Annotated in this window: 19 protein-coding genes; 6 read left to right on the forward strand and 13 right to left on the reverse strand. The window is 71.9% G+C overall.

The genetic code is table 11. From position 1 onward, the window contains the following. Together ACIY1X_RS14700 and ACIY1X_RS14705 are read left to right on the forward strand one after the other, a co-directional pair. Window positions 1-514, forward strand: a 514-nt coding sequence (locus ACIY1X_RS14700) for a sigma-70 family RNA polymerase sigma factor (RefSeq protein WP_399681678.1), incomplete at its 5' end; no start/stop codon positions are given. Window positions 515-604: 90 nt separating this feature from the next. After that, window positions 605-1,837, forward strand: a complete 1,233-nt coding sequence (locus tag ACIY1X_RS14705) for a multidrug effflux MFS transporter (protein WP_399681680.1) — start codon at window positions 605-607, stop codon at window positions 1,835-1,837. Between the two features lie 30 nt (window positions 1,838-1,867). Here the strand turns inward: ACIY1X_RS14705 and ACIY1X_RS14710 are convergent, their stop codons facing one another. The 4 genes from ACIY1X_RS14710 to ACIY1X_RS14725 form a co-directional block, all read right to left on the reverse strand. Continuing rightward, on the reverse strand, window positions 1,868-2,695 hold the full coding sequence (locus tag ACIY1X_RS14710; protein WP_399681683.1) for a hypothetical protein: 828 nt from the start codon (window positions 2,693-2,695) through the stop codon (window positions 1,868-1,870). Between the two features lie 474 nt (window positions 2,696-3,169). Continuing rightward, complete coding sequence (locus tag ACIY1X_RS14715; RefSeq protein WP_399681685.1) at window positions 3,170-4,150, reverse strand: tripartite tricarboxylate transporter substrate binding protein; 981 nt, start codon at window positions 4,148-4,150, stop codon at window positions 3,170-3,172. Between the two features lie 41 nt (window positions 4,151-4,191). Beyond that, complete coding sequence (locus ACIY1X_RS14720) at window positions 4,192-5,343, reverse strand: CaiB/BaiF CoA transferase family protein (protein WP_399681687.1); 1,152 nt, start codon at window positions 5,341-5,343, stop codon at window positions 4,192-4,194. A gap of 30 nt (window positions 5,344-5,373) precedes the next feature. Beyond that, window positions 5,374-6,324: a hydroxymethylglutaryl-CoA lyase gene (locus ACIY1X_RS14725; protein WP_399681689.1), complete on the reverse strand. Its 951-nt coding sequence runs from the start codon at window positions 6,322-6,324 to the stop codon at window positions 5,374-5,376. 102 nt (window positions 6,325-6,426) lie between these two features. Here ACIY1X_RS14725 and ACIY1X_RS14730 point away from each other — a divergent pair, with 102 nt between their 5' ends. Continuing rightward, the gene (locus ACIY1X_RS14730) at window positions 6,427-7,377 is read left to right on the forward strand and encodes a LysR family transcriptional regulator (RefSeq protein WP_399681692.1); all 951 of its coding nucleotides are present in this window, start codon (window positions 6,427-6,429) and stop codon (window positions 7,375-7,377) included. Window positions 7,378-7,399: 22 nt separating this feature from the next. Here the strand turns inward: ACIY1X_RS14730 and ACIY1X_RS14735 are convergent, their stop codons facing one another. The 8 genes from ACIY1X_RS14735 to ACIY1X_RS14770 all read right to left on the reverse strand — a co-directional run bounded on the left by ACIY1X_RS14735 (window position 7,400) and on the right by ACIY1X_RS14770 (window position 14,256). Continuing rightward, the gene (locus tag ACIY1X_RS14735) at window positions 7,400-7,951 is read right to left on the reverse strand and encodes a DUF4329 domain-containing protein (RefSeq protein WP_399681694.1); all 552 of its coding nucleotides are present in this window, start codon (window positions 7,949-7,951) and stop codon (window positions 7,400-7,402) included. A gap of 72 nt (window positions 7,952-8,023) precedes the next feature. Next, window positions 8,024-8,671, reverse strand: a complete 648-nt coding sequence (locus tag ACIY1X_RS14740) for a dihydrofolate reductase family protein (protein ID WP_399681697.1) — start codon at window positions 8,669-8,671, stop codon at window positions 8,024-8,026. A 40-nt stretch (window positions 8,672-8,711) separates the two neighbouring features. Beyond that, window positions 8,712-9,416 (reverse strand): ABC transporter ATP-binding protein, encoded by a 705-nt coding sequence (locus ACIY1X_RS14745; protein ID WP_038209305.1) that lies wholly within the window; start codon window positions 9,414-9,416, stop codon window positions 8,712-8,714. Continuing rightward, window positions 9,409-10,200 carry an ABC transporter ATP-binding protein gene (locus tag ACIY1X_RS14750; RefSeq protein WP_399681700.1) on the reverse strand — a complete coding sequence of 264 codons (792 nt, stop codon included), beginning with the start codon at window positions 10,198-10,200 and terminating at the stop codon, window positions 9,409-9,411. Before ACIY1X_RS14750 ends, ACIY1X_RS14745 begins: the two co-directional genes overlap by 8 nt. Continuing rightward, entirely contained in the window at window positions 10,197-11,186 is a 990-nt protein-coding gene (locus ACIY1X_RS14755; protein ID WP_399681702.1) for a branched-chain amino acid ABC transporter permease, read from the reverse strand. The genes ACIY1X_RS14750 and ACIY1X_RS14755 overlap by 4 nt, the downstream gene beginning before the upstream one ends. Beyond that, the gene (locus ACIY1X_RS14760; protein WP_038209299.1) at window positions 11,186-12,058 is read right to left on the reverse strand and encodes a branched-chain amino acid ABC transporter permease; all 873 of its coding nucleotides are present in this window, start codon (window positions 12,056-12,058) and stop codon (window positions 11,186-11,188) included. Before ACIY1X_RS14760 ends, ACIY1X_RS14755 begins: the two co-directional genes overlap by 1 nt. Before the next feature lie 113 nt (window positions 12,059-12,171). Continuing rightward, entirely contained in the window at window positions 12,172-13,341 is a 1,170-nt protein-coding gene (locus ACIY1X_RS14765; RefSeq protein WP_399681703.1) for an ABC transporter substrate-binding protein, read from the reverse strand. Between the two features lie 141 nt (window positions 13,342-13,482). After that, on the reverse strand, window positions 13,483-14,256 hold the full coding sequence (locus tag ACIY1X_RS14770) for a GntR family transcriptional regulator (RefSeq protein ID WP_399681706.1): 774 nt from the start codon (window positions 14,254-14,256) through the stop codon (window positions 13,483-13,485). Between the two features lie 161 nt (window positions 14,257-14,417). Here ACIY1X_RS14770 and ACIY1X_RS14775 point away from each other — a divergent pair, with 161 nt between their 5' ends. Continuing rightward, on the forward strand, window positions 14,418-15,470 hold the full coding sequence (locus ACIY1X_RS14775) for a Rieske 2Fe-2S domain-containing protein (protein ID WP_399681707.1): 1,053 nt from the start codon (window positions 14,418-14,420) through the stop codon (window positions 15,468-15,470). Here the strand turns inward: ACIY1X_RS14775 and ACIY1X_RS14780 are convergent. After that, a complete protein-coding gene (locus ACIY1X_RS14780; RefSeq protein ID WP_399681710.1) occupies window positions 15,412-16,326 on the reverse strand; it encodes a LysR family transcriptional regulator in 915 nt (304 codons plus the stop codon). The two genes, ACIY1X_RS14775 and ACIY1X_RS14780, sit on opposite strands and share 59 nt — an antisense overlap. Window positions 16,327-16,444: 118 nt before the next feature. Here ACIY1X_RS14780 and ACIY1X_RS14785 point away from each other — a divergent pair, with 118 nt between their 5' ends. Both ACIY1X_RS14785 and ACIY1X_RS14790 read left to right on the forward strand, forming a co-directional pair. Next, the gene (locus ACIY1X_RS14785; RefSeq protein ID WP_399681713.1) at window positions 16,445-17,152 is read left to right on the forward strand and encodes a CBS domain-containing protein; all 708 of its coding nucleotides are present in this window, start codon (window positions 16,445-16,447) and stop codon (window positions 17,150-17,152) included. Then, window positions 17,152-18,642, forward strand: a complete 1,491-nt coding sequence (locus ACIY1X_RS14790) for a nitronate monooxygenase (RefSeq protein ID WP_399681715.1) — start codon at window positions 17,152-17,154, stop codon at window positions 18,640-18,642. The genes ACIY1X_RS14785 and ACIY1X_RS14790 overlap by 1 nt, the downstream gene beginning before the upstream one ends. The last annotated feature ends 76 nt before the right edge of the window (window positions 18,643-18,718 follow it).

Below are 18,718 nucleotides of genomic sequence, written 5' to 3' on the forward strand. Positions count from 1 at the left end.
CGACCAGGCGCGCACCATCCGCATCCCGGTGCACATGATCGAGACGATCAACAAGATGAACCGCATCAGCCGCCAGCACCTGCAGGAGTTCGGCTTCGAGCCCGATGCGTCCATCCTGGCCGAGCGCATGGAGATCCCCGAGGACAAGATCCGCAAGATCATGAAGATCGCCAAGGAGCCGATCTCCATGGAGACGCCGATCGGCGACGACGACGACTCGCACCTGGGCGACTTCATCGAGGACACCAACAACACCGCGCCGATCGAGGCGGCCATGCAGGCCGGCCTGCGCGACGTGGTGAAGGACATCCTCGACTCGCTCACCCCGCGCGAGGCCAAGGTGCTGCGCATGCGCTTCGGCATCGAGATGTCCACCGACCACACGCTGGAAGAGGTGGGCAAGCAGTTCGACGTGACGCGCGAGCGCATCCGCCAGATCGAGGCGAAGGCGCTGCGCAAGCTCAAGCACCCGAGCCGCAGCGACAAGCTGCGCAGCTTCATCGACAGCCTGTAAGCCACACCGCCTGCAGACCCAGCGCCCGCGGCGCCCATCCACTGGGCGCGGGGCGCTCTTCTTTTTTCGAGTGAAACGGAGACTTCCCGCATGAACCCCGACGCCGCCCACCTGTGGCGCGCCCCGCGCTGGGCGCTGGCCGTCCTGCTCGCGGTGCTGGGCATGCTGGGCCCCTTTTCCATCGACACCTACATCCCGGCCTTCGCCGGCATCCAGCAGTCGATCGGCGCGACGCCGGGCGAGATGCAGCAGACGCTGTCGGCCTACCTGTTCGGCTTCGCCTTCATGAACCTGTTCCACGGCGCGCTGTCGGACAGCTTCGGCCGCCGGCCGGTGGTGCTGTGGGGGCTGGCGGTGTTCACGCTGGCCTCGCTGGGCTGCGCGCTGTCGCAGACCATCGGGCAGCTGGTGTTCTTCCGCGCGCTGCAGGGCCTGTCGACCGGCGCGGGCATCGTCGTCTCGCGCGCCGTCATCCGCGACATGTTCCCGCCGGCCGAGGCGCAGAAGGTGATGAGCCAGGTCACCATCTTCTTCGGCGTCGCGCCGGCCATCGCGCCGATCGTCGGCGGGCTGCTGTTCGCGCACCTGGGCTGGCACAGCGTGTTCTGGTTCCTGGTCGGCGTGGGGCTGGTGCTGTGGGCAGCCAACTGGCGGCTGCTGCCGGAGACGCTGCACGTGGCGCACCGCCAGCGCTTCGCGGTGCGCGACCTGATGCGCGGCTACTGGCAGCTGTGCTCCGACCCGCGCTTCCTGCTGCTGGCGCTGGCCAGCGGCGTGCCCTTCAACGGCATGTTCCTCTACGTGCTGGCGGCGCCCGCCTTCCTCGGCCATCACCTGGGGCTGGAGCCCACGCAGTTCTTCTGGTTCTTCGTGCTGAACATCAGCGGCATCATGCTTGGCGCGCGCGCCAGCGGGCGCAAGGCCGGCAAGCTCACGCCCAAGCGGCAGATCCGCGACGGCTTCCTCATCATGCTGGTGGCGGCGGCGGTGAACCTGGTGGCCAACACCTTCTTCTGGCCCCAGGCCTGGTGGGCGATCTGGCCGCTGACCGTCTTCGCCTACGGCTGGGCGCTGATGGTGCCGGTGGTCACGCTGCTGGTGCTGGACCTGCACCCGGAGCGGCGCGGCATGGCCTCGTCGCTGCAGGCGGTGATCGGCTCCACCGCCAACGGCCTGGTGGCGGGCGTGATCGCGCCGCTGGTGATGCACTCGCCCTTCGCGCTGGCGCTGACCTGCATCACGATGCTGGGGGTGGGCCTGCTGTCGTGGGTGTGGCTGCATCGCCGCTGGCCGGAGATCGGCCGCGCAGTGCAGGCGGGCTGAGCAGGCGCGGCCTGCCGGGGTTCGCGGCGTTCAGCGCCGCGCGGCGCCGGGCGAACCGAAGTCGTACCGCGGCCCGGGGCCGGCCGCCGGGGGCGGGCCGGGATCGCCTCGCACCGCCGGGGCGCGCGGATCGTCCGACTCGGCGAACGCCGGCGGCATGACGCGCGGGCCGGGCCCGATCACGACCGGCGGGCCGGCATCGCGATAGCCGGGTGCGGCGGTGTTGGTCGCCTCCCGCGCCGGAGGCGGACTCACCCAAGGTGAGTCGGCAGGCGCCATGGCGTCGCCGGGCGGCGGCGCGGACGGAACCGGCGCCGCTTCTTCGCGCGGGGACGCCCGCCGCGGGGCAGCCGCGGCGCGTGTCTCGGGTGGTGGTTCGCGGCGCACGTTTCGAGGGCGCGCAGGCGCCACGGCGCGGTCAGCCTCGCGCGGGGCGGGCGGCGGTGCGGCCTTGGCCTGCGACGGCTCGACTGGCGCAGGAGCCGGCACGGCAGCAGCCGGCGCCGCCGCAGGTGCAGGCGACGGCGCAGCGACCGCAGCAGGCGCCTCTTCGCCCGCGGAAGGCGCCGGCGCCGGACGGTTCAGCACGACGTAGCCGGCCACCGCCGCCGCGATGCCGGCAATCGCCCACGGCAGCCAAGCCATGCCCGTGCCTGACGCGGCGCGACGATCCCGGGCACGGCCATCGCCGGCGCGCGGGTCGTCTGCAGCATCCGCGCGCCAGTCAGGTACCCCGCTTTCCGGCGCAGCAGGCATCGCCGCTGCGGTCGGCTCGGCGCCCAGCGGCGCGCCGCAGCGCGCGCAGCGCAGCGCCTTGTCGCGGTTGCGCTGGCCGCAGGACGGGCAGGCGGTGGCCATCACCCAGCCGGCCGGGATGCGGCCGGCCTCACCTGTCCGCCCCGCCGTGCGCGGGGGCGGCGCGGGGGATCACTTGGGCTGCGACGGGTCCGTGGAGGCCGGTGCGCCTTCGCCCGAACCGGGCGCCGGTGCCGGGGTGGCAGGTGTTCCCGGCGCGGCGCCGGACGGCTCGCTGGGGCTCGCGGGCGCCGCCGGCGAACTGGGCATGGCGGGCGCCGGTGCAGCCGCCGGGGGCGGCGGGCTGGCCGAGTCGGGCGTGGGAGCACCGTCGGGGCCCTTGCCGCAAGCCGTGATCAGGGCGCCTGCCGCGAGCACGGCAGCCAGGGTGGAGAGTCGGGGGAAGAATGAGGTCATGTCGGGGTCTCCCAATGGTCGGGTCAAACCACCACTCTAGGGATGACCGCACGCCGCGTCTGTCCCTCCCCCGCCCCCCTGTCGCGTCGGCCTTTGGCTGCCGGCGCTGTCGGGAGGGTCCTACTCCAGTACGACATTGGCTTTCTTTACCAGCGCGGCGTAGCGGGCCGCCTCGCTGCGGAAATACGCTGCCGCCTCCTGCGGCGTGCCGGGGTGGATGACGTTGCCCTGCTTGCGCATCGCCTCCGCCACCTCGGGCGCGGCGAAGGCGGTGGTGATCGCGTCGTGCGCGCGCCGGACCTCGGCCGCGGGCAGCTTCGCCGGGCCGACGAAGGCGAACCAGCCCTCGACGCTGTAGCCGGGCAGGCCCTGCTCGGCGATGGTCGGCAGGTCCGGCGCCGCCGGCGAGCGCGCCGGGCCGCACAGGCCGACGGCGCGCAGCGCGCCGCTCTTCATGTGCGGCTGCGCCGCCGGCAGCGCGACCACACCGATCTCGACTTGGCCGGCGATCATGTCGGTGACCATCGGGCCGGTGCCCTTGTAGGGGATGTGGCGCGCCTTCACGCCGGCCTCGTCCATGAACATCTCGCCGGCCAGGTGGATGATGGTGCCGTTGCCCGAGGAGGCGTAGTTGTAGCCGTCGGGCTTGCCCTTGAGCGGCGCGACCAGCTCGGGCACGTTCTTCGCCGGCACCTTGGGGTTGACCAGCAGCACCAGCGGCGTGGCGCCGACCACGCTGATGGGCGTGAAGTCCTCGATCGCGTCGAAGGGCATCTTCTTGTAGACGGCCGGGTTGATGACGTGGTTGTTGGAGACCATGCCCAGCGTCAGCCCGTCGGGCGCGGCCTTGGCGACCACCGCGGCGCCGGTGATGCCGCCGGCGCCGGGCAGGTTCTCGATCACCACCGGCTGGCCGAAGGCCTGGCCCAGCGCGGGCGCGGCGGCGCGGGCGATGGCGTCCACGCCCGAACCGGCGCTGATCGGCAGCACGATGCGGATCGGCTTGTCGGGCTGGGCCAGGGCCGCGCGCGGCAGCGCCAGCGCGCCGGCCAGGCCCAGCAGGTGGCGGCGGGAAAGGGCGAAGGGGGATGTGATGTTCATGGGGTGGTGTCTCCTTGGTTCGTCTCGGTGATGCGTGGTGCTCAGGCCGGGGCGGCGGATCGCAGCCCCGCGAGGATCTCCTCGGTGTGCTCGCCCACGCGCGGCAGCGGCCGGCGCACGCCGGGCCGGCGCCCGCCCATCTGCAGCGGCAGCAGCACCGCATCGCTCTGGCCGCCCTCCTCGTTGCGCATCGGCACCAGGCCGCCGCTTTGCCGCAGGTGCGGATCGTCCAGCAGCTGGTCGGGCCGCACGATGGGTGCATAAGGCACGCCGGCGGCTTCCAGCTTCGGCGCCAGCTCAGCCGCGCGGTGGTGCTGCAGGATCGCGCCCAGGCGCTGCAGGAGCTGCGGGCGCACCGCCACGCGGCTGGCGTTGTCGGCCAGTTGCGGGTCGGCGGCCAGCTCGTGCGCCTCCAGCACGCGGCACAGGGTGGCGAACTGCTTGTCGCTGACGGCACCGATGAAGAGCTGCTCGCCGCCCGCGAGGGTGAACACGTCGTACACGCTCCAGGCCGAGACGCGCGAGGGCATCGGCGGCGGCGCCTCGCCGGTCATCGCGAACTGCTGCATGTGCTGCGCGCAGAGGAACACGCAGTTCTCGAACAGCGCGCTCTGCACTTCCTGCCCGCGGCCGGTGCGCTCGCGCTCGCGCAGCGCGGCCAGCACGCCGATGGCGCCGAACATGCCGCCCATGATGTCGTTGACGCTGGTGCCGGCGCGCAGCGGGCGCCCCTCGGGGCCGGTCATGTACGACAGGCCGCCCATCATCTGCACCACCTCGTCCAGCGCCAGGCGCTTCTCGTAGGGGCCGGGCAGGAAGCCCTTGTGCGAGGCGTAGACCAGGTGCGGCGCCCCGCGGCTGAGCGTCTCGTAGTCCAGCCCGCGCTCGCGCATCAGGCCGGGGCGGAAGTTCTCGACCACCACGTCGCATTGGCGCGCCAGCCCGGCGGCGGTGGCGGCGCCCTCGTCGGTCGAGATGTCGATGACGACGCTCTTCTTGTTGCGGTTGAAGCTGCGGAAGAAGCCGATGCCCAGGCCGGGCAGCCGGCGGGTGCGGTCGCCGCCGGGCGGCTCGACCTTGATGACCTCGGCGCCCAGGTCGGCCAGGATCATTCCGCAGGTCGGACCCATCACCATGTGCGAGAACTCGAGCACGCGGATGCCGGCCAGCGGCAGGGGGGTGTCTTCAGGCATGGACTCCTCGTCGGGGAAAAGTAAGCGGGGTCAGGCGGCCGCGGGCAGCGGCTGCGGCGCGAAGGTCTTGGGCAGCCCGGCGCGCCACAGCGTGCCGTGCAGCGTCTCGCCGGCCAGCCAGCCGGCCACGCGCTTGCGCAAGGCCAGCAGCGCGCCGATGTCCAGCCCGGTGGCGATGCCCATGCTGCCGAGCATGTAGGCCAGGTCTTCGGTGGAGACGTTGCCGCTGGCGCCGGGCGCGTGCGGGCAGCCGCCGATGCCGGCCAGGCAGGCGTCGAAGCGGGCCACGCCCACTTCCAGCGCGGCGTACACGTTGGCCAGGCCCAGGCCGCGCGTATCGTGGAAGTGGCCGCACCAGAAGCGCTCGCCGGCAATGTGCACGGCCTGCTCGAACAGGCGGCGCACCTGCGCCGGGTCGGCATAGCCCACGGTGTCGGCCAGGCTCACGCGGTCGGCGCCGGCGTCGAGCAGGGCCTGCATCAGGCGCAGCACCTCGGCCGGCTTCACCTCGCCCTGCAGCGTGCAGCCGAAGGCGGTGCCGACGCCACCCTCGATGAGCGTGCGGCTGCCGGCGGCGTCGCGCGCGGCGCGCATCTTCGCCACCTCGGCCACCACCTCGTCGGGCGTCCGGCGCAGGTTGGCCAGGCTGTGGGCGTGGCTGGCCGACAGGGGCACGATCATCAGGTCGGCTTCGGCGGCGATGGCGTTCTCTGCGCCGCGCAGGTTGGGCACCAGCACCGAGACGAAGAGCTGCGGCAGCGTCTTCGCATAGGCCACCAGCTCGGCGGTGTCGGCCAGTTGCGGCAGCAGGCGCGCCGGCACGAAGGAGCCGACCTCGATCTCGCGCTGGCCGGCGGCGTGGGCGGCGGCGATCCATTCGCGCTTGCGCCCGGTGGGCAGCACGGTGGCGATGCTCTGCAGGCCGTCGCGCAGGCCGACCTCGCGGATCACGGCGCGGGCGGGCAGCTTCGTGGGGATCATCGGACGTGGTCTCCTTTCGGGGCGACTTTAGGCATTCCCGATTCATCTCAAAAGCGGTAATCTGGAACGCCAGACATTCCCGATCGGAACGCTACGCCCGCCATGCGCGACCTCGACCTCACCAGCCTGCGCCTGTTCGTCGCCGTCTGCGAGACGCGCAACATCGCCCGCGCCGCCGAGCGCCAGCACATCGTGGCCTCGGCCGTGAGCAAGCGCCTCGCGCAGCTCGAAGCCACGGTGGGCGCGCCGCTGTTCGAGCGGCGCCGCCGCGGCGTGGTGCCGACGCCGGCCGGCGAGATTCTGCTGGAGCACGCGCGCGGCATGCTGGCCGGCGCCGACCGCGTGGCGCGCGACATGGCCGCCTACGGCCGCGGCGTGAAGGGGCTGGTGCGCATGCTGGCCACCGTCTCGACCATCGCGGAGTTTTTGCCCGACGACATCGCGCGCTTCCTGCAGGCGCCGGCGCACCGCGAGATCCGCGTGGACATCGAGGAGGCGCTGAGCCGCGACCTGGTGCGCGCGATCCGCGAGGGCGTGGCGACGCTGGGCGTGTGCTGGGACGCGGCCGACCTGGAGGGCCTGCAGACGCGGACCTACCGGCACGACCGCCTGGCCATCATCGCCCCGCCCTCGCACCCGCTGGCACGGCAGGCCGAGTGCCGCTTCGAGGAGACGCTGGCCTGCGAGCACGTGGGCCTGCCCGCCTCCACCGCGGTGCACAGCATGCTGGCGCGCGCCGCGGCCATCGCCGGGCGGCCGCTGCACTACCGGGCGGTGGTGTCCACTTTCGACGCCTCGCTGCGCTGCGTGCGCGCGGGACTGGGCATCGCGGTGGTGCCGCGCGAGGTGGCGGAGCCGATCGCGCAGACCGTGGGCGTGCGCGTGGTGCCGCTGGCCGACCCGTGGGCGCACCGGCGCATCGTCATCTGCTTCCGCGACGAGGATTCGCTCTCGCCCGCGGCGCGGATGCTGGTGGAGCATCTGGAGGCGGCGAGCCGCGCGGCGCCGCCGCCTGCGGCCGCCGCGGCCCCGGTGCGCCGCCGGCAGCGCTGAGCCGCCCGGCGCCCGCACCCGCTCAAAGCGGCGGCGCGACCTTGATGGTCTTGGGCGGCAGGCCCTTCTGCCTGGTCTGGGGCTTCTTCGCGGGCGGCGGCGAGGGCGGCTCCGAATTGATCAGCCGCGGGCCGGCCACATAGGTCTTGCCGGTCTTGTGGTTGAACTTCAGGTACAGGCCGCTGATGCTGCCCATGTAGGCATCGATGCGCGCGCCCCTGGCCACGGCCTCGTCCTCGGGCGACATCTCGTCCGGCTTCATGGTGAAGCCGGCGCCCGCCACGTTGGGATGGGTGTGGTAGTAGGCCACCGGCACGGCGCCCTCGATGGGGCAGCCCTTGTCCGGCGCATCCTGGCCCACGCTCACGCTGTTGCGCTCGCCCTCGACGTAGGGCATCACGTAGTACTTGCCGCGCAGCCTGCAGATCATGCCGCCGTACTCGTTGCGCGTGGCGATGGAGTGGATCAGCAGGGCCTGCAGCGCCGCACGCGCCGCCTCGCCGGGTGTATTGAAGGGCTTGTCGAGCGCCGGAAAGCTGGCGAGCTGGTAGGGCTGGGGTGCGGGTTCGGCCATCCCGGAAGTCTGCCGGCGCGCTGCAGTGCGCGCCATCGGCCACATCGCCTAGGCCGGCCTGTCCGGCGGCATTCAGGCGCGGCGCCGCAGGAAGACGTGCGTGGCGCGCTCGCCCGGCTCCTGGCGGTCGCACACGTAGCCGAGCGCCGGCAGGTCCAGCCCCTGGAACAGCGCCTCGCCGCGGCCCATCAGCACCGGGCGCAGCGCCAGGTGCAGTTCGTCGATCAGGCCCGCCTGCAGGTACTGCCGCACGGTGGACGTGCCGCCGCCGATGCGCACGTCGCGCCCGCCGGCCGCCTCCTTCGCGCGGGCCAGCGCCTCCTCGATGCCGCCGGTGACGAAGTGGAAGGTGGTGCCGCCCTGCATCGCCAGCGGCGCGCGGGCATGGTGGGTGAGCACGAAGACGGGCACGTGGTAGGGCGGCTCCTCGCCCCACCAGCCGCGCCAGGATTCGTCGGGCCAGGGGCCGCGCACCGGGCCGAACATGTTGCGCCCGAGGATCCAGGCGCCGACCTCGGCGAAGCCCAGCTCGGCGATGCGGTTGTCCACGCCGGTCTCGCCCTCGCCCTGCCCCTGCATGCGCTGCCACACGCGGGTCGGGAAGAACCAATCCACCAGTTCGACGCCGCGCACCCCGAGGGGATGTTCGAGGCTCTGGTCGGGCCCGGCGGCGAAGCCGTCGAGCGAGACACCGAAACTGCGCACCAGGACACGGGACATGGCGGGACTCCTTGCCGTGCGCCGCGCGGGCCGCGGCGCTCTATCGCGCGACGCCGAGCAGCCGGTCCAGCACCTCGGGCTGCGACGCCAGGGTGGCCGCCGCGTCGCGATGCACGATGGTGCCATGGTCCAGCACCACCGCCTCGTCGGAGATCGCGAGGATCGCCTGCGGGTGCTGTTCCACGATGATGGCGGCCAGCCCCTCGCCCTGCGTGATGCGGCGGATGGCGCGCAGCAACTCCTCGACGATGATCGGCGCCAGGCCTTCCAGCGGCTCGTCCAGCAGGAGCAGGCGCGGGTTGACCACCAGCGCGCGGGCCACCGCCAGCATCTGCTGCTCGCCGCCCGAGAGCTGCGTGCCCAGGTTGCCCTTGCGCTCGGCCAGCCGCGGGAACATCTCGTAGGCGCGCGCCGGCGTCCAGGCACCGGGCCGGGCCACGGCCGTCAGGTTCTCGTGCACCGTCAGCGACTTGAAGATGTTGCGCTCCTGCGGCACCCAGCCGATGCCGGCGGCCGCGCGCAGGTGCGAGGCCAGTCCGTCGATGCGCTGCCCGCCCAGGCGGATGCTGCCGCCGTGCTGGCGCGTGGCGCCGGCCAGGGTGTCGATGAAGGTGGTCTTGCCGGTGCCGTTGCGGCCCAGCAGGGCCAGCGTGCGGCCCTCGCCCAGCGCGAGCGAGATGCCGTCGAGCACCACCGCCTCGCCGTAGCCGGCGCTGAGGTTCTCGACTTCGAGCAGTTCAGCCATGCGCGGCCTCCCCATGCCCCAAGTACACCTCGCGCACGCGCGCATCGGCGGCGATCTCGTCGGGCGTGCCCTCGGTGAGCAGGGCGCCGTTGACCAGCACCGTCATGCGGTCGGCGAAGCTGAAGACCAGGTCCATGTCGTGTTCGATGAGCAGCACCGAGACGTCGGCCGGCAGGGCCGCGACGGTGGCCAGCAGTTCCTCGCGTTCGCCCGGCGGCACGCCGGCCACGGGCTCGTCCAGCAGCAGCACGCGCGGCTCGCAGGCCAGCGCGATGGCGATCTCCAGCAGGCGGCGCTTGCCGTAGGCCAGGTGCTGCACCTTCTGCTGCGCCACGTCGGCCAGGTGGAACTGCTCCAGCAGCGCGCCGGCGCGCTCGGCCACCGCCTTCGAGCTGCCCAGCGCCCGCCACCACTGGCGCGTCAGGCCCTGCTGCTGCGACACCACCAGCGCCAGCGTCTCCAGCGGCGTCATGGCGTCGAACAGCTGGTTGATCTGGAAGGTGCGCACCATCCCGCGCGCCACGCGCTGGTGCGGCGCCAGGCGGGTCACGTCCTGGCCCAGCAGCGCGATGCGGCCCGCGGTGGGCGCGAGCACGCCCGTCAGCAGGTTGACCAGGGTGGTCTTGCCGGCGCCGTTGGGGCCGATCAATGCATGGCGCGCGCCGCGGCGCAGTTGCAGCGAGACGTTGTCGGTGGCGGTGATGCCGCCGAAGCGCATCACCAGCCCCTGGGCCTCCAGCACGACCGGCGCGTCGTTCACGTTGGACACGGTGGCGGACGTCATGCCTTGCGCCCTCCCCCGAACCAGGTCCACGGCCGCAGCAGCCGCTCGCGGCCCACCAGCACCAGCAGCACCAGGATCAGCCCGATCCAGAACATCCAGTACTGCGGCGTCACCGATGACAGCCAGTCCTGCAGCAGCTTGAACACGATGGCGCCGGCCACGCCGCCGTAGAGCCAGCCCACGCCGCCGATCACCAGCATCAGCAGCACGTCGGCCGATCGGTCGAAGGCCAGCACGTCCAGCGAGGCGAAGCCGGTGGTCTGCGCCAGCAGCGCGCCGGCGGCGCCGGCGATGGCGGCGGCCACGGTGTAGATGGTCACCATGCGCGCGGCCACCGGCACGCCGATCGCCATGGCGCGCAGCCGGTTGTCGTGGATGGCCCTGAGCGTCGCGCCGAAGGGCGAGTGCACGATGTGGCGCATCACGACGAACAGCAGCAGCAGCACCGTGAGCGAATACCACGCCGCGGTGCGGCCGAACAGGTCGAACTCGAACAGGCCGAGCACCGGCCCCATCACCACGCCCTGCAGGCCGTCGGCACCGCCGGTGAGCCAGTCGAGCTTGTTGGCCAGCTCCAGCAGCAGCAGCGCGGTGCCGAGCGTGACCATCAGCCGCGTGAGGTCGCTGCCGCGCAGGATGGTGACGCTGGCCACCAGCCCGAGCAGCGCGCTCAGCGCGATCGCCACCACCAGCCCGACGGTCGGGTCGGGCATGACGTGCTTGGCGAACAGCGCCGCCGCGTAGGCGCCGAAGCCGAAGAAGGCCGCATGACCCAGCGAGACGATGCCCGTGTAGCCGAGGATCAGGTCCAGCGACATGGCGAACAGCGCCACGATCGCGATCTCGTTGACCATCAGCGAGTGCGAGGGGAAGACCAGCGGCAGCGCGAAGGCGGCGGCCCACAGGACGAACTCCCACGGGCGCCAGCGCGCCTTGGCCATCAGCGGCGCCTGCCAGTCGCGCGTTGTCGTGACGGGTGTGCTCATCAGCGGGCCCCCTTGCGGGTGAACAGGCCCTGCGGCCGCCACATCAGGATCACGATCATCAGCAGGTACACCGTGAAGGCGCCCATCTTGGGGATGTAGTACTTGCCGGCCACGTCGGCGATGCCCAGCAGCAGCGCCGCCATCAGCGGGCCGGTGATGGACGAGGTGCCGCCCACCGCCACCACGATGAGGAAATAGATCATGTACTTGAGCGGGAAGGTCGGGTCCATGCCCAGGATCTCCGCGCCCAGCGCACCGCCCAGCCCGGCCAGCCCGGAGCCGGCGGCGAAGGTGAGCAGGAACACCACGTTGACGTTGATGCCCAGGCCCGAGGCCACGCGCGGGTCGTCCACCGCCGCGCGCAGCCGGCTGCCGAAGCGCGTGCGGGTGAGGATGGCCTGCAGCACCACCGTCAGCAGCGCGCACACCGCGATGATGAAGATGCGGTAGTGGCCCATGCCCAGCAGGAAGGCGCCGTCGCCGATCTCGGTGCGCCCGCGCAGCCACTCGGGCAGGTGGATGTTCTGCTGCGAGGAGCCGACGAAGTAGTCCAGCCCCGCCACCGCCATGAAGGCCAGGCCGATGGAGAAGAGCACCTGGTCCAGGTGCGGCCGGCCGTACATCGGCCGGTACAGCAGCCGCTCCAGCACGGCGCCGGCCAGCGCCGTCAGCACGAAGGCCAGCGGCAGGCACGCGAGGAAGGGCACGCCCGCCTTCTGCATGGCGAACACGGTGATGTAGCCCCCCGCCATGGCGAAGGCGCCGTGCGCCAGGTTGATGAAGTTCATCAGGCCCAGCGTCACGGCGAGGCCGACGGCGAGCACGAACAGCAGCATGCCGTAGGCGATGCCGTCGAAGAGGATGGTCAGCATGCGGGAAGTCTCACACCGTTCGGCCCGAGCAGGCTCACACCGTTCGGGCCGAACCCGTCGAAGGCGGTGTACAAGGCTTCGACAGGCTCAGCCCGAACGGGCGGAAGGATCGCTTACTTGGACTTGCCGGGGTCCTTGACGGCCTTGAGCACGTCGAACTCGACGTTGTAGAGCTTGCCGTCCTTCTTCTCGACCTTGCGCAGGTACACGTCCTGCACGATGTCGCGCGTGGCCGGGTCGATCAGGACCTCGCCGCGCGGGCTCTCGAAGCGCATGCCCTTCATCTTCTCGACCAGTGCGGTGCCGTCGCCCTTGCCGCCGGTGGCCTTCAGCGCCTCGTAGATCAGGTGCATGCCGTCGTAGCCGCCCACGGCCATGAAGTTCGGGCGCATGCCCTTGTTGGCCTTCTCGAAGGCCTCGACGAACTGCTTGTTCAGCGCCGAGGGGTGCGCCGCCGAGTAGTGGTGCGTGGTGACCACGCCCAGCGCGCCGTCGCCCATGTCGTTGAGTTGGTCGTCGTCCGTCACGTCGCCGGTGGCGATGAGCTTGATGCCGGCCTTGTCCAGCCCGCGCTCGAGGAACTGCTTCATCACCGCCGCGCCGGCGCCCGAGGGCACGAAGACGAAGAGGGCATCGGGCTTGGCGTCGCGCACCTTCTGCAGGAAGGGCGCGAAGTCCGGGTTGCGCAGCGGCACGCGCAGCTTCTCGATCACCTTGCCGCCGTTGGCGGCGAAGCGTTCGGTGAAGTACTTCTCGGCGTCGTTGCCCGGGCCGTAGTCGGACACCAGCGTCACCACCGACTTGATGCCGTTCTTGGGCGCCCAGTCGGCCATGGAGACGGACACCTGCGGCAGCGTGAAGCTGGAGCGCACCACGTAGGGCGAGGCCTCGGTGATGCTGGAGGTGGCGGCGGCCATCACGATCTCGGGCACCTTGGCCTGCGTGGCCAGCGGCGCGGCGGCCAGTGCCGCGGGCGTGACGCCGAAGCCGGCGATGACGTTGACCTTCTCGTTGACGATCAGCTCCTGCGCCAGGCGCTTGGTCACGTCGGGCGTGGCCACGTCGTCCTTGACGATCAGCTCGATCTTGCGTCCGGCCACGCTGTCGCCGTGCTGCGCCATGTACAGGCGCGCGGCGGCCTCGATCTGGCGGCCGGTGGAGGCCTGCTGGCCCGTCATGGGCAGAATCAGGCCGATCTTGAAGGCGTCCTGCGCCAAGGCGGTGGCCGTGGCGGCCAGCGCGGCGGCAGCGACGGCGGCCTGGATCAGGGTTCTTTTCTTCATCTGCGGTCTCCTGTGAAACGAAAGGATGGGACGCCACTGCGCGAGGCAAGAAACGGCGCGGATTTTCCGCCGATCGCCGACGGGGCGGTCCAGAGAACTGTGCACTATCAGTTATCGCGGATTGCTATAGCCGGGCCGTGGCTATTTCATTCGGGTAAACGTGGATGCCTCCGGCCGGATCAGCGCGACGCCGGGCAGCGCCTGCGGCCGCTGCAGGCGCAACGCTTCGCGCAGGTTGCGCTGCGCGATGCGCGCATGCTCGCGCATGATGGCCTCGGCGCGCGCGCCCTCGCGGCGCTGGATGGCGTCGAGCACGGCGCGGTGCTGCGCCTGGGCGACGACGAACATGTCGCGCGCCTGGGGCGAGTCGGCCTGCACCACCACGAAGGCCGAAGGCGAGGCGAAGGGCATGCGCACCACCCGCTCGACCTCGCGCGCCAGCACGCGGCTGTCGGCCATGCGCAGCAGCGCGGCGTGGAAGCGGCCGTTGGCCGCCACGTAGCGGGTGAAGTCGGCCTCGTCCAGTTGCGGGCGCGCCAGCACGGCGTCGATCTCGTCCAGCGCCTCGCGCGCCTCCCCCAGCAGCGCCGACGGCACGCCGCGCTCGGCCGCCACGCGGGCCAGCAGGCCCTCCAGCGTGCCGCGCAGCTCGATGGCGTCGGCCACCTCGCGCTCGGAGAAGGAGCGCACCGCGAAGCCGCCGTGCGGCAGCGCCTCCAGCAGCCCTTCCTGCTCCAGCCGCACCAGCGCCGCGCGGATCGGCGTGCGCGAGATGCCCAGCTTCTCGACGATGGCGACCTCGCCCACGCGCTCGCCGGGGGGAAGCTCGCCGGCCAGGATCATCTCGCGCAGCTGCAGTTGCGCGCGCACCGCCTGGGAGCCGCCTTCGGCCGTGGGAATCGCGGATGTCATCATGGGACGAAGAGTCTATATGTATACATCACGACTTGAATCAAGTTCATTTATCCTCGTTTACCCTAGATAAACATCGAATAGAGTCATTTTCTGTATACATTGAGGACGCCTCTTCCCATAATCCGGCCCAGCGCATTCCCCGACACGAAGAGGTTCCCACGATGTTTCCCAAGAACGCCTGGTACGTCGCCTGCACGCCCGACGAGATCGACGACAAGCCCCTGGGCCGCACCATCTGCGGCGAAGCGATGGTCTTCTACCGCGGCCAGGACGGCCGCGCCGTCGCGCTGGAGGATTTCTGCCCGCACCGCGGCGCGCCCCTGTCGCTGGGCACGGTCTGCGAAGGCCAGCTGGTGTGCGGCTACCACGGCCTGGTGATGGGCGAGGAAGGCCGCACGGTCGCCATGCCCGGCCAGCGCGTGCAGGCCTTCCCCTGCATCGGGCGCTTCGCGGCGGTCGAGCGCCACGGCTTCGTCTGGGTCTGGCCCGGCGACCAGGCGCTGGCCGACCCGGCCAAGATTCCGCACCTCGAATGGGCCGACAGCCCCGACTGGGCCTACGGCGGCGGCCTGTACCACATCGCGGCCGACTACCGCCTCATGGTCGACAACCTGATGGACCTGACGCACGAGACCTACGTGCACAGCACCAGCATCGGCCAGAAGGAGATCGACGAGACGCCCGTCAAGACCCGCACCGAGGGCGAGCAGGTCATCACCAGCCGCTTCATGGAGGGCGTGATGGCCCCGCCCTTCTGGCGCGCCAACCTGCGCGGCAACCACCTGCCCGACGACCAGCCGGTGGACCGCTGGCAGGTGTGCCGCTTCACGCCGCCCAGCCACGTGATGATCGAGGTCGGCGTGGCGCTGGCCGGCCACGGCGGCTACGACGCGCCGGCCGACAAGAAGGTCTACAGCATCGTGACGGACTTCATCACGCCCGAGACCGAGACCTCGCACTGGTACTTCTGGGGCATGGCGCGCAACTTCAACGTCAAGGACCGCAACCTCACCGCGCAGATCCGCGAGAACCAGGGCCGCGTGTTCGCCGAGGACAAGGTGATGCTGGAGGCGCAGCAGCGCTCGATCAGCACGCACCCGCAGCGCAAGCTGCTCAAGCTGAACATCGACGCCGGCGGCGTGCGCTCGCGCGAGATCATCGACCGCCTGCTGGCCGGCGAGCAGGCCGCGGCGCCGTCGGCGCTGGCGGCCTGAGCGGCGAAGCCGCCTTCGGCCGCACCGCCTGCCGGAACCCGGCCAGCCCAGGTTCGACGATGGCCGCATCGCCCTCCGCCGCGTAGACCGCATAGGCCGGGTAGAGGAACTCGGGCGCCCCCTTCACGCGATACAGCCGGCCGGCCTGCAGGTCGTCGCGCACCACGTCCTGGCGGAAGTAGCCGGCTCCCCCCGCGGCCAGCAGGTATTCGCGGCCCAGCGGCCCCAGCCCGGCCGTCACGCCCGGATTCGACAGCTCGGCGAAGACCATGCCGTGCTGCAGCGCGAAGTCCGGCCCCCAGTCGACGTACACGTATTCGCCCGGCCGCGGAAAGGCGCGCTGCGGCGAGGTGGTGACCATCACCAGCTTCTCCTCGATCAGCAGCTCGACGCGCAGGCCCGGGCGCTGCCGGGGCGCGTAGACGATCGCGATGTCCAGCACGCCGGCCGCCACCTTGTCCAGCAGCTCGGCGGCGCCGCCGACCTCGGTGCGCGCGGCCAGGTGCGGCGCGGCCGAGCGCATCCACAGCAGCCAGTCGAGCAGCAGCGGGTCCCACAGGCTGACCTCGCAGCCCACCGACAGCACGGCGCGGCGGCCCTCCGGCACCGCCACCTGCTGGCGCGCGCGCTCCCACACCTGCACCAGCAGGCTGGCGTGCGGCACGAACTGCTCGCCGGCCGGCGTGAGCGCGGCGCCGGCCTTGTTGCGCGTGAACAGCGGCCGGCCCAGCAGCGACTCCAGCGTGCGCACCCGCGCGCTCACCGTGGTCGGCGTGACGTGCAGCCGCTCGGCCGCGTGCAGGAAGCTGCGCGAGCGCGCGATCTCCAGGAAGGTCAGGGCGAGCGTGATGTCCACGGTGTCGGCGCCTCTTTTTGAATGCGATTTTTCCGCATTCATTGTCCAATAAATATCGCTTTACCGAGATCGTTCAAGGGTGCAGCATCAGGGCACGACGGCCTCAGAGGAGTACGACATGCAAGCCAGCGACATCATGACCCGCTCGGTGATCTCGGTTCAGCCCGACACCGAACTGCACGAGGTGGTGGAGATCCTGCTCAAGCACCGCATCAGCGGCGTGCCGGTGGTCGAACGCGGCGAGGTGCTGGGCTTCGTCGGCCAGGGCGACCTGCTGCACCGCTACGAGATCGGCACCGACACCGCGCCGCACGACGCGCGCACCTGGTGGCGGCGCCTGGTGGGCCCGGACGGCAGCTCGCAGGCCTACATCCGCTCGCACAGCCGCCGCGTGCGCGACGTGATGAACCCCGACGTGGTCAAGGTGGAAGAGGACGCCCCCGTCTCGCGCATCGCCTCCATCTTCGAGGCGCGCCACGTGCGCCGCGTGGTGGTGGTACAGGGCGGCTGCCTGGCCGGCCTGGTCACGCGCTACGACCTGATGCGCGCGCTGGCCATGGCGTCCGCATCCGAGCCGCAGCCGCAGGCGCCGGCCGACGACGACCAGATCCGCGCCCGGCTGCTGCACGAACTGGACGGCCAGCCCTGGTGGTCCGACGCCTGGTCCAGCGTCTTCGTGCACGGCGGCGTGGTGTACTTCGCCGGCGTGGCGCGCAGCCGGGCCGACCAGGACGCGGCCCGCGTGGCGGCGGAGAACATACCCGGCGTGCGCGCGGTGCGCGACCAGCGCCAGGTCGGCATCGAAGCGCAGCCGATCTTCCTGTGATGCAGGCGGCGGACGCGAAGGACATCGAGGACCCGGCCCTGCGCCGGGCGGCCGGCGTGCTGCACCGGCCGGTGTGCGAACTGCTCGGCTGCCGCCTGCCGCTGGTGCTGGCCGGCATGGGCGGCGTAGCGCGGGCCGAGCTGGTCACGGCCGTGACGCGCGCCGGCGGCTTCGGCCTGCTGGGCATGGTGCGCGAGCCGCCGGCGCTGATCCGCGAGCAGGTGCAGGCGGTGCGCGCCGCGACCGACCGGCCCTTCGGCGTGAGCATCATCCCGGCCGCCACCGAGGCCGGCCTGCTGCGCCGCCAGGTCGACCTGCTGCTGACGCTGGAAGTGCCCGCCGTCTGCCTGTTCTGGGACCTGAGCGCGCCGATCGTGGAGCGCTGCCGCGCCGCCGGCACGCGCGTGCTGTGCCAGGTGGGCAGCGCCGCCGAAGCGCTGGCGGCGCAGGAGGCCGGCGCGCAGGTGCTGATCGCCCAGGGCATGGAGGCCGGCGGCCACGTGCGCGGCCGGCAGCCGCTGGCCGAGCTGCTGCCCGAGGTGCTGGCCGCCGTGCGCATCCCGGTGCTGGCGGCCGGCGGCCTGGCCGACGGCGGCGACGTCGCGGCGGTGCTGTCGGCCGGCGCGCAGGGCGCGATGCTCGGCACGGCGCTGCTGGCCACGCACGAATCCTTCGCCCACCCCTACCACCAGCAGCGCATCGTCGACGCCCGCGAGGGCGACACGCTGCTGACCGAGGACTTCCACATCAACTGGCCGCGCGGCGCCGGCGTGCGCGTGCTGGTCAACAGCGTCACCCGCGGCGAGCACGGCAGCCCTTTCAGCGGCGCCCGCATCCCGATCGGCGCCGACGCCGGCCGGCCGATCCTGATGTTCAGCACCGACTCGCCGCTGCGCTCGACCAGCGGCAACCTGGAGGCGATGGCGCTGTACGCCGGCCAGGGCGCCGCGCGGATCGACCGCATCGCCGGCGCGGCGGAGCGGCTGCGCGCGATCGCGCTGGACACGGCCGACCGGCTGGGCGCAGAACTCGTGCAGGGGTCGCAGGCCGATCCGGGCGCCGAGGCCGGGCGCCGCGACGACACGCTGATCGCGGCCCTCGACGAACTGCTGGAGGCCGAGCGCGCCGGTGCGCGGGTCGCGCTGACGCTGCTGCGCGAAGGCATCGGGGACGACGCGCTGGCCGAGGTGATGCGCGAGGTCCACCGCGGCGAGGTGCAATGGTGCGGCGTGCTGATGACGGCCATCCGCCGCCTGGACGGCACGCCCGGCACCCGCACCGGCGACTTCTTCGGCAAGGTGATGGCCCTGCCCGACCTGCCGGCGCGGCTGGCGCTGCTCAACCGCGGCCAGGGCTGGGTGGCGAAGAAGCTGAAGGCGCTGCTGCCGGAGATCGGCGACGAGGAACTGCGCGCCGCCCTGGGCGCCATGCTGACGGCGCACCAGGACAACATCGAGCATGTGAACGCGCACCTGGCGCCGGTGGCCTGACGGGCAGGCCGTCGGCCTTAGAGCGCCTTGACCAGTTCCGGCACGGCGGCGAACAGGTCCGCCTCCAGCCCGTAGT

Source organism: Xenophilus sp. (assembly GCF_044462705.1).
Lineage (GTDB): Bacteria > Pseudomonadota > Gammaproteobacteria > Burkholderiales > Burkholderiaceae_C > Xenophilus > Xenophilus azovorans.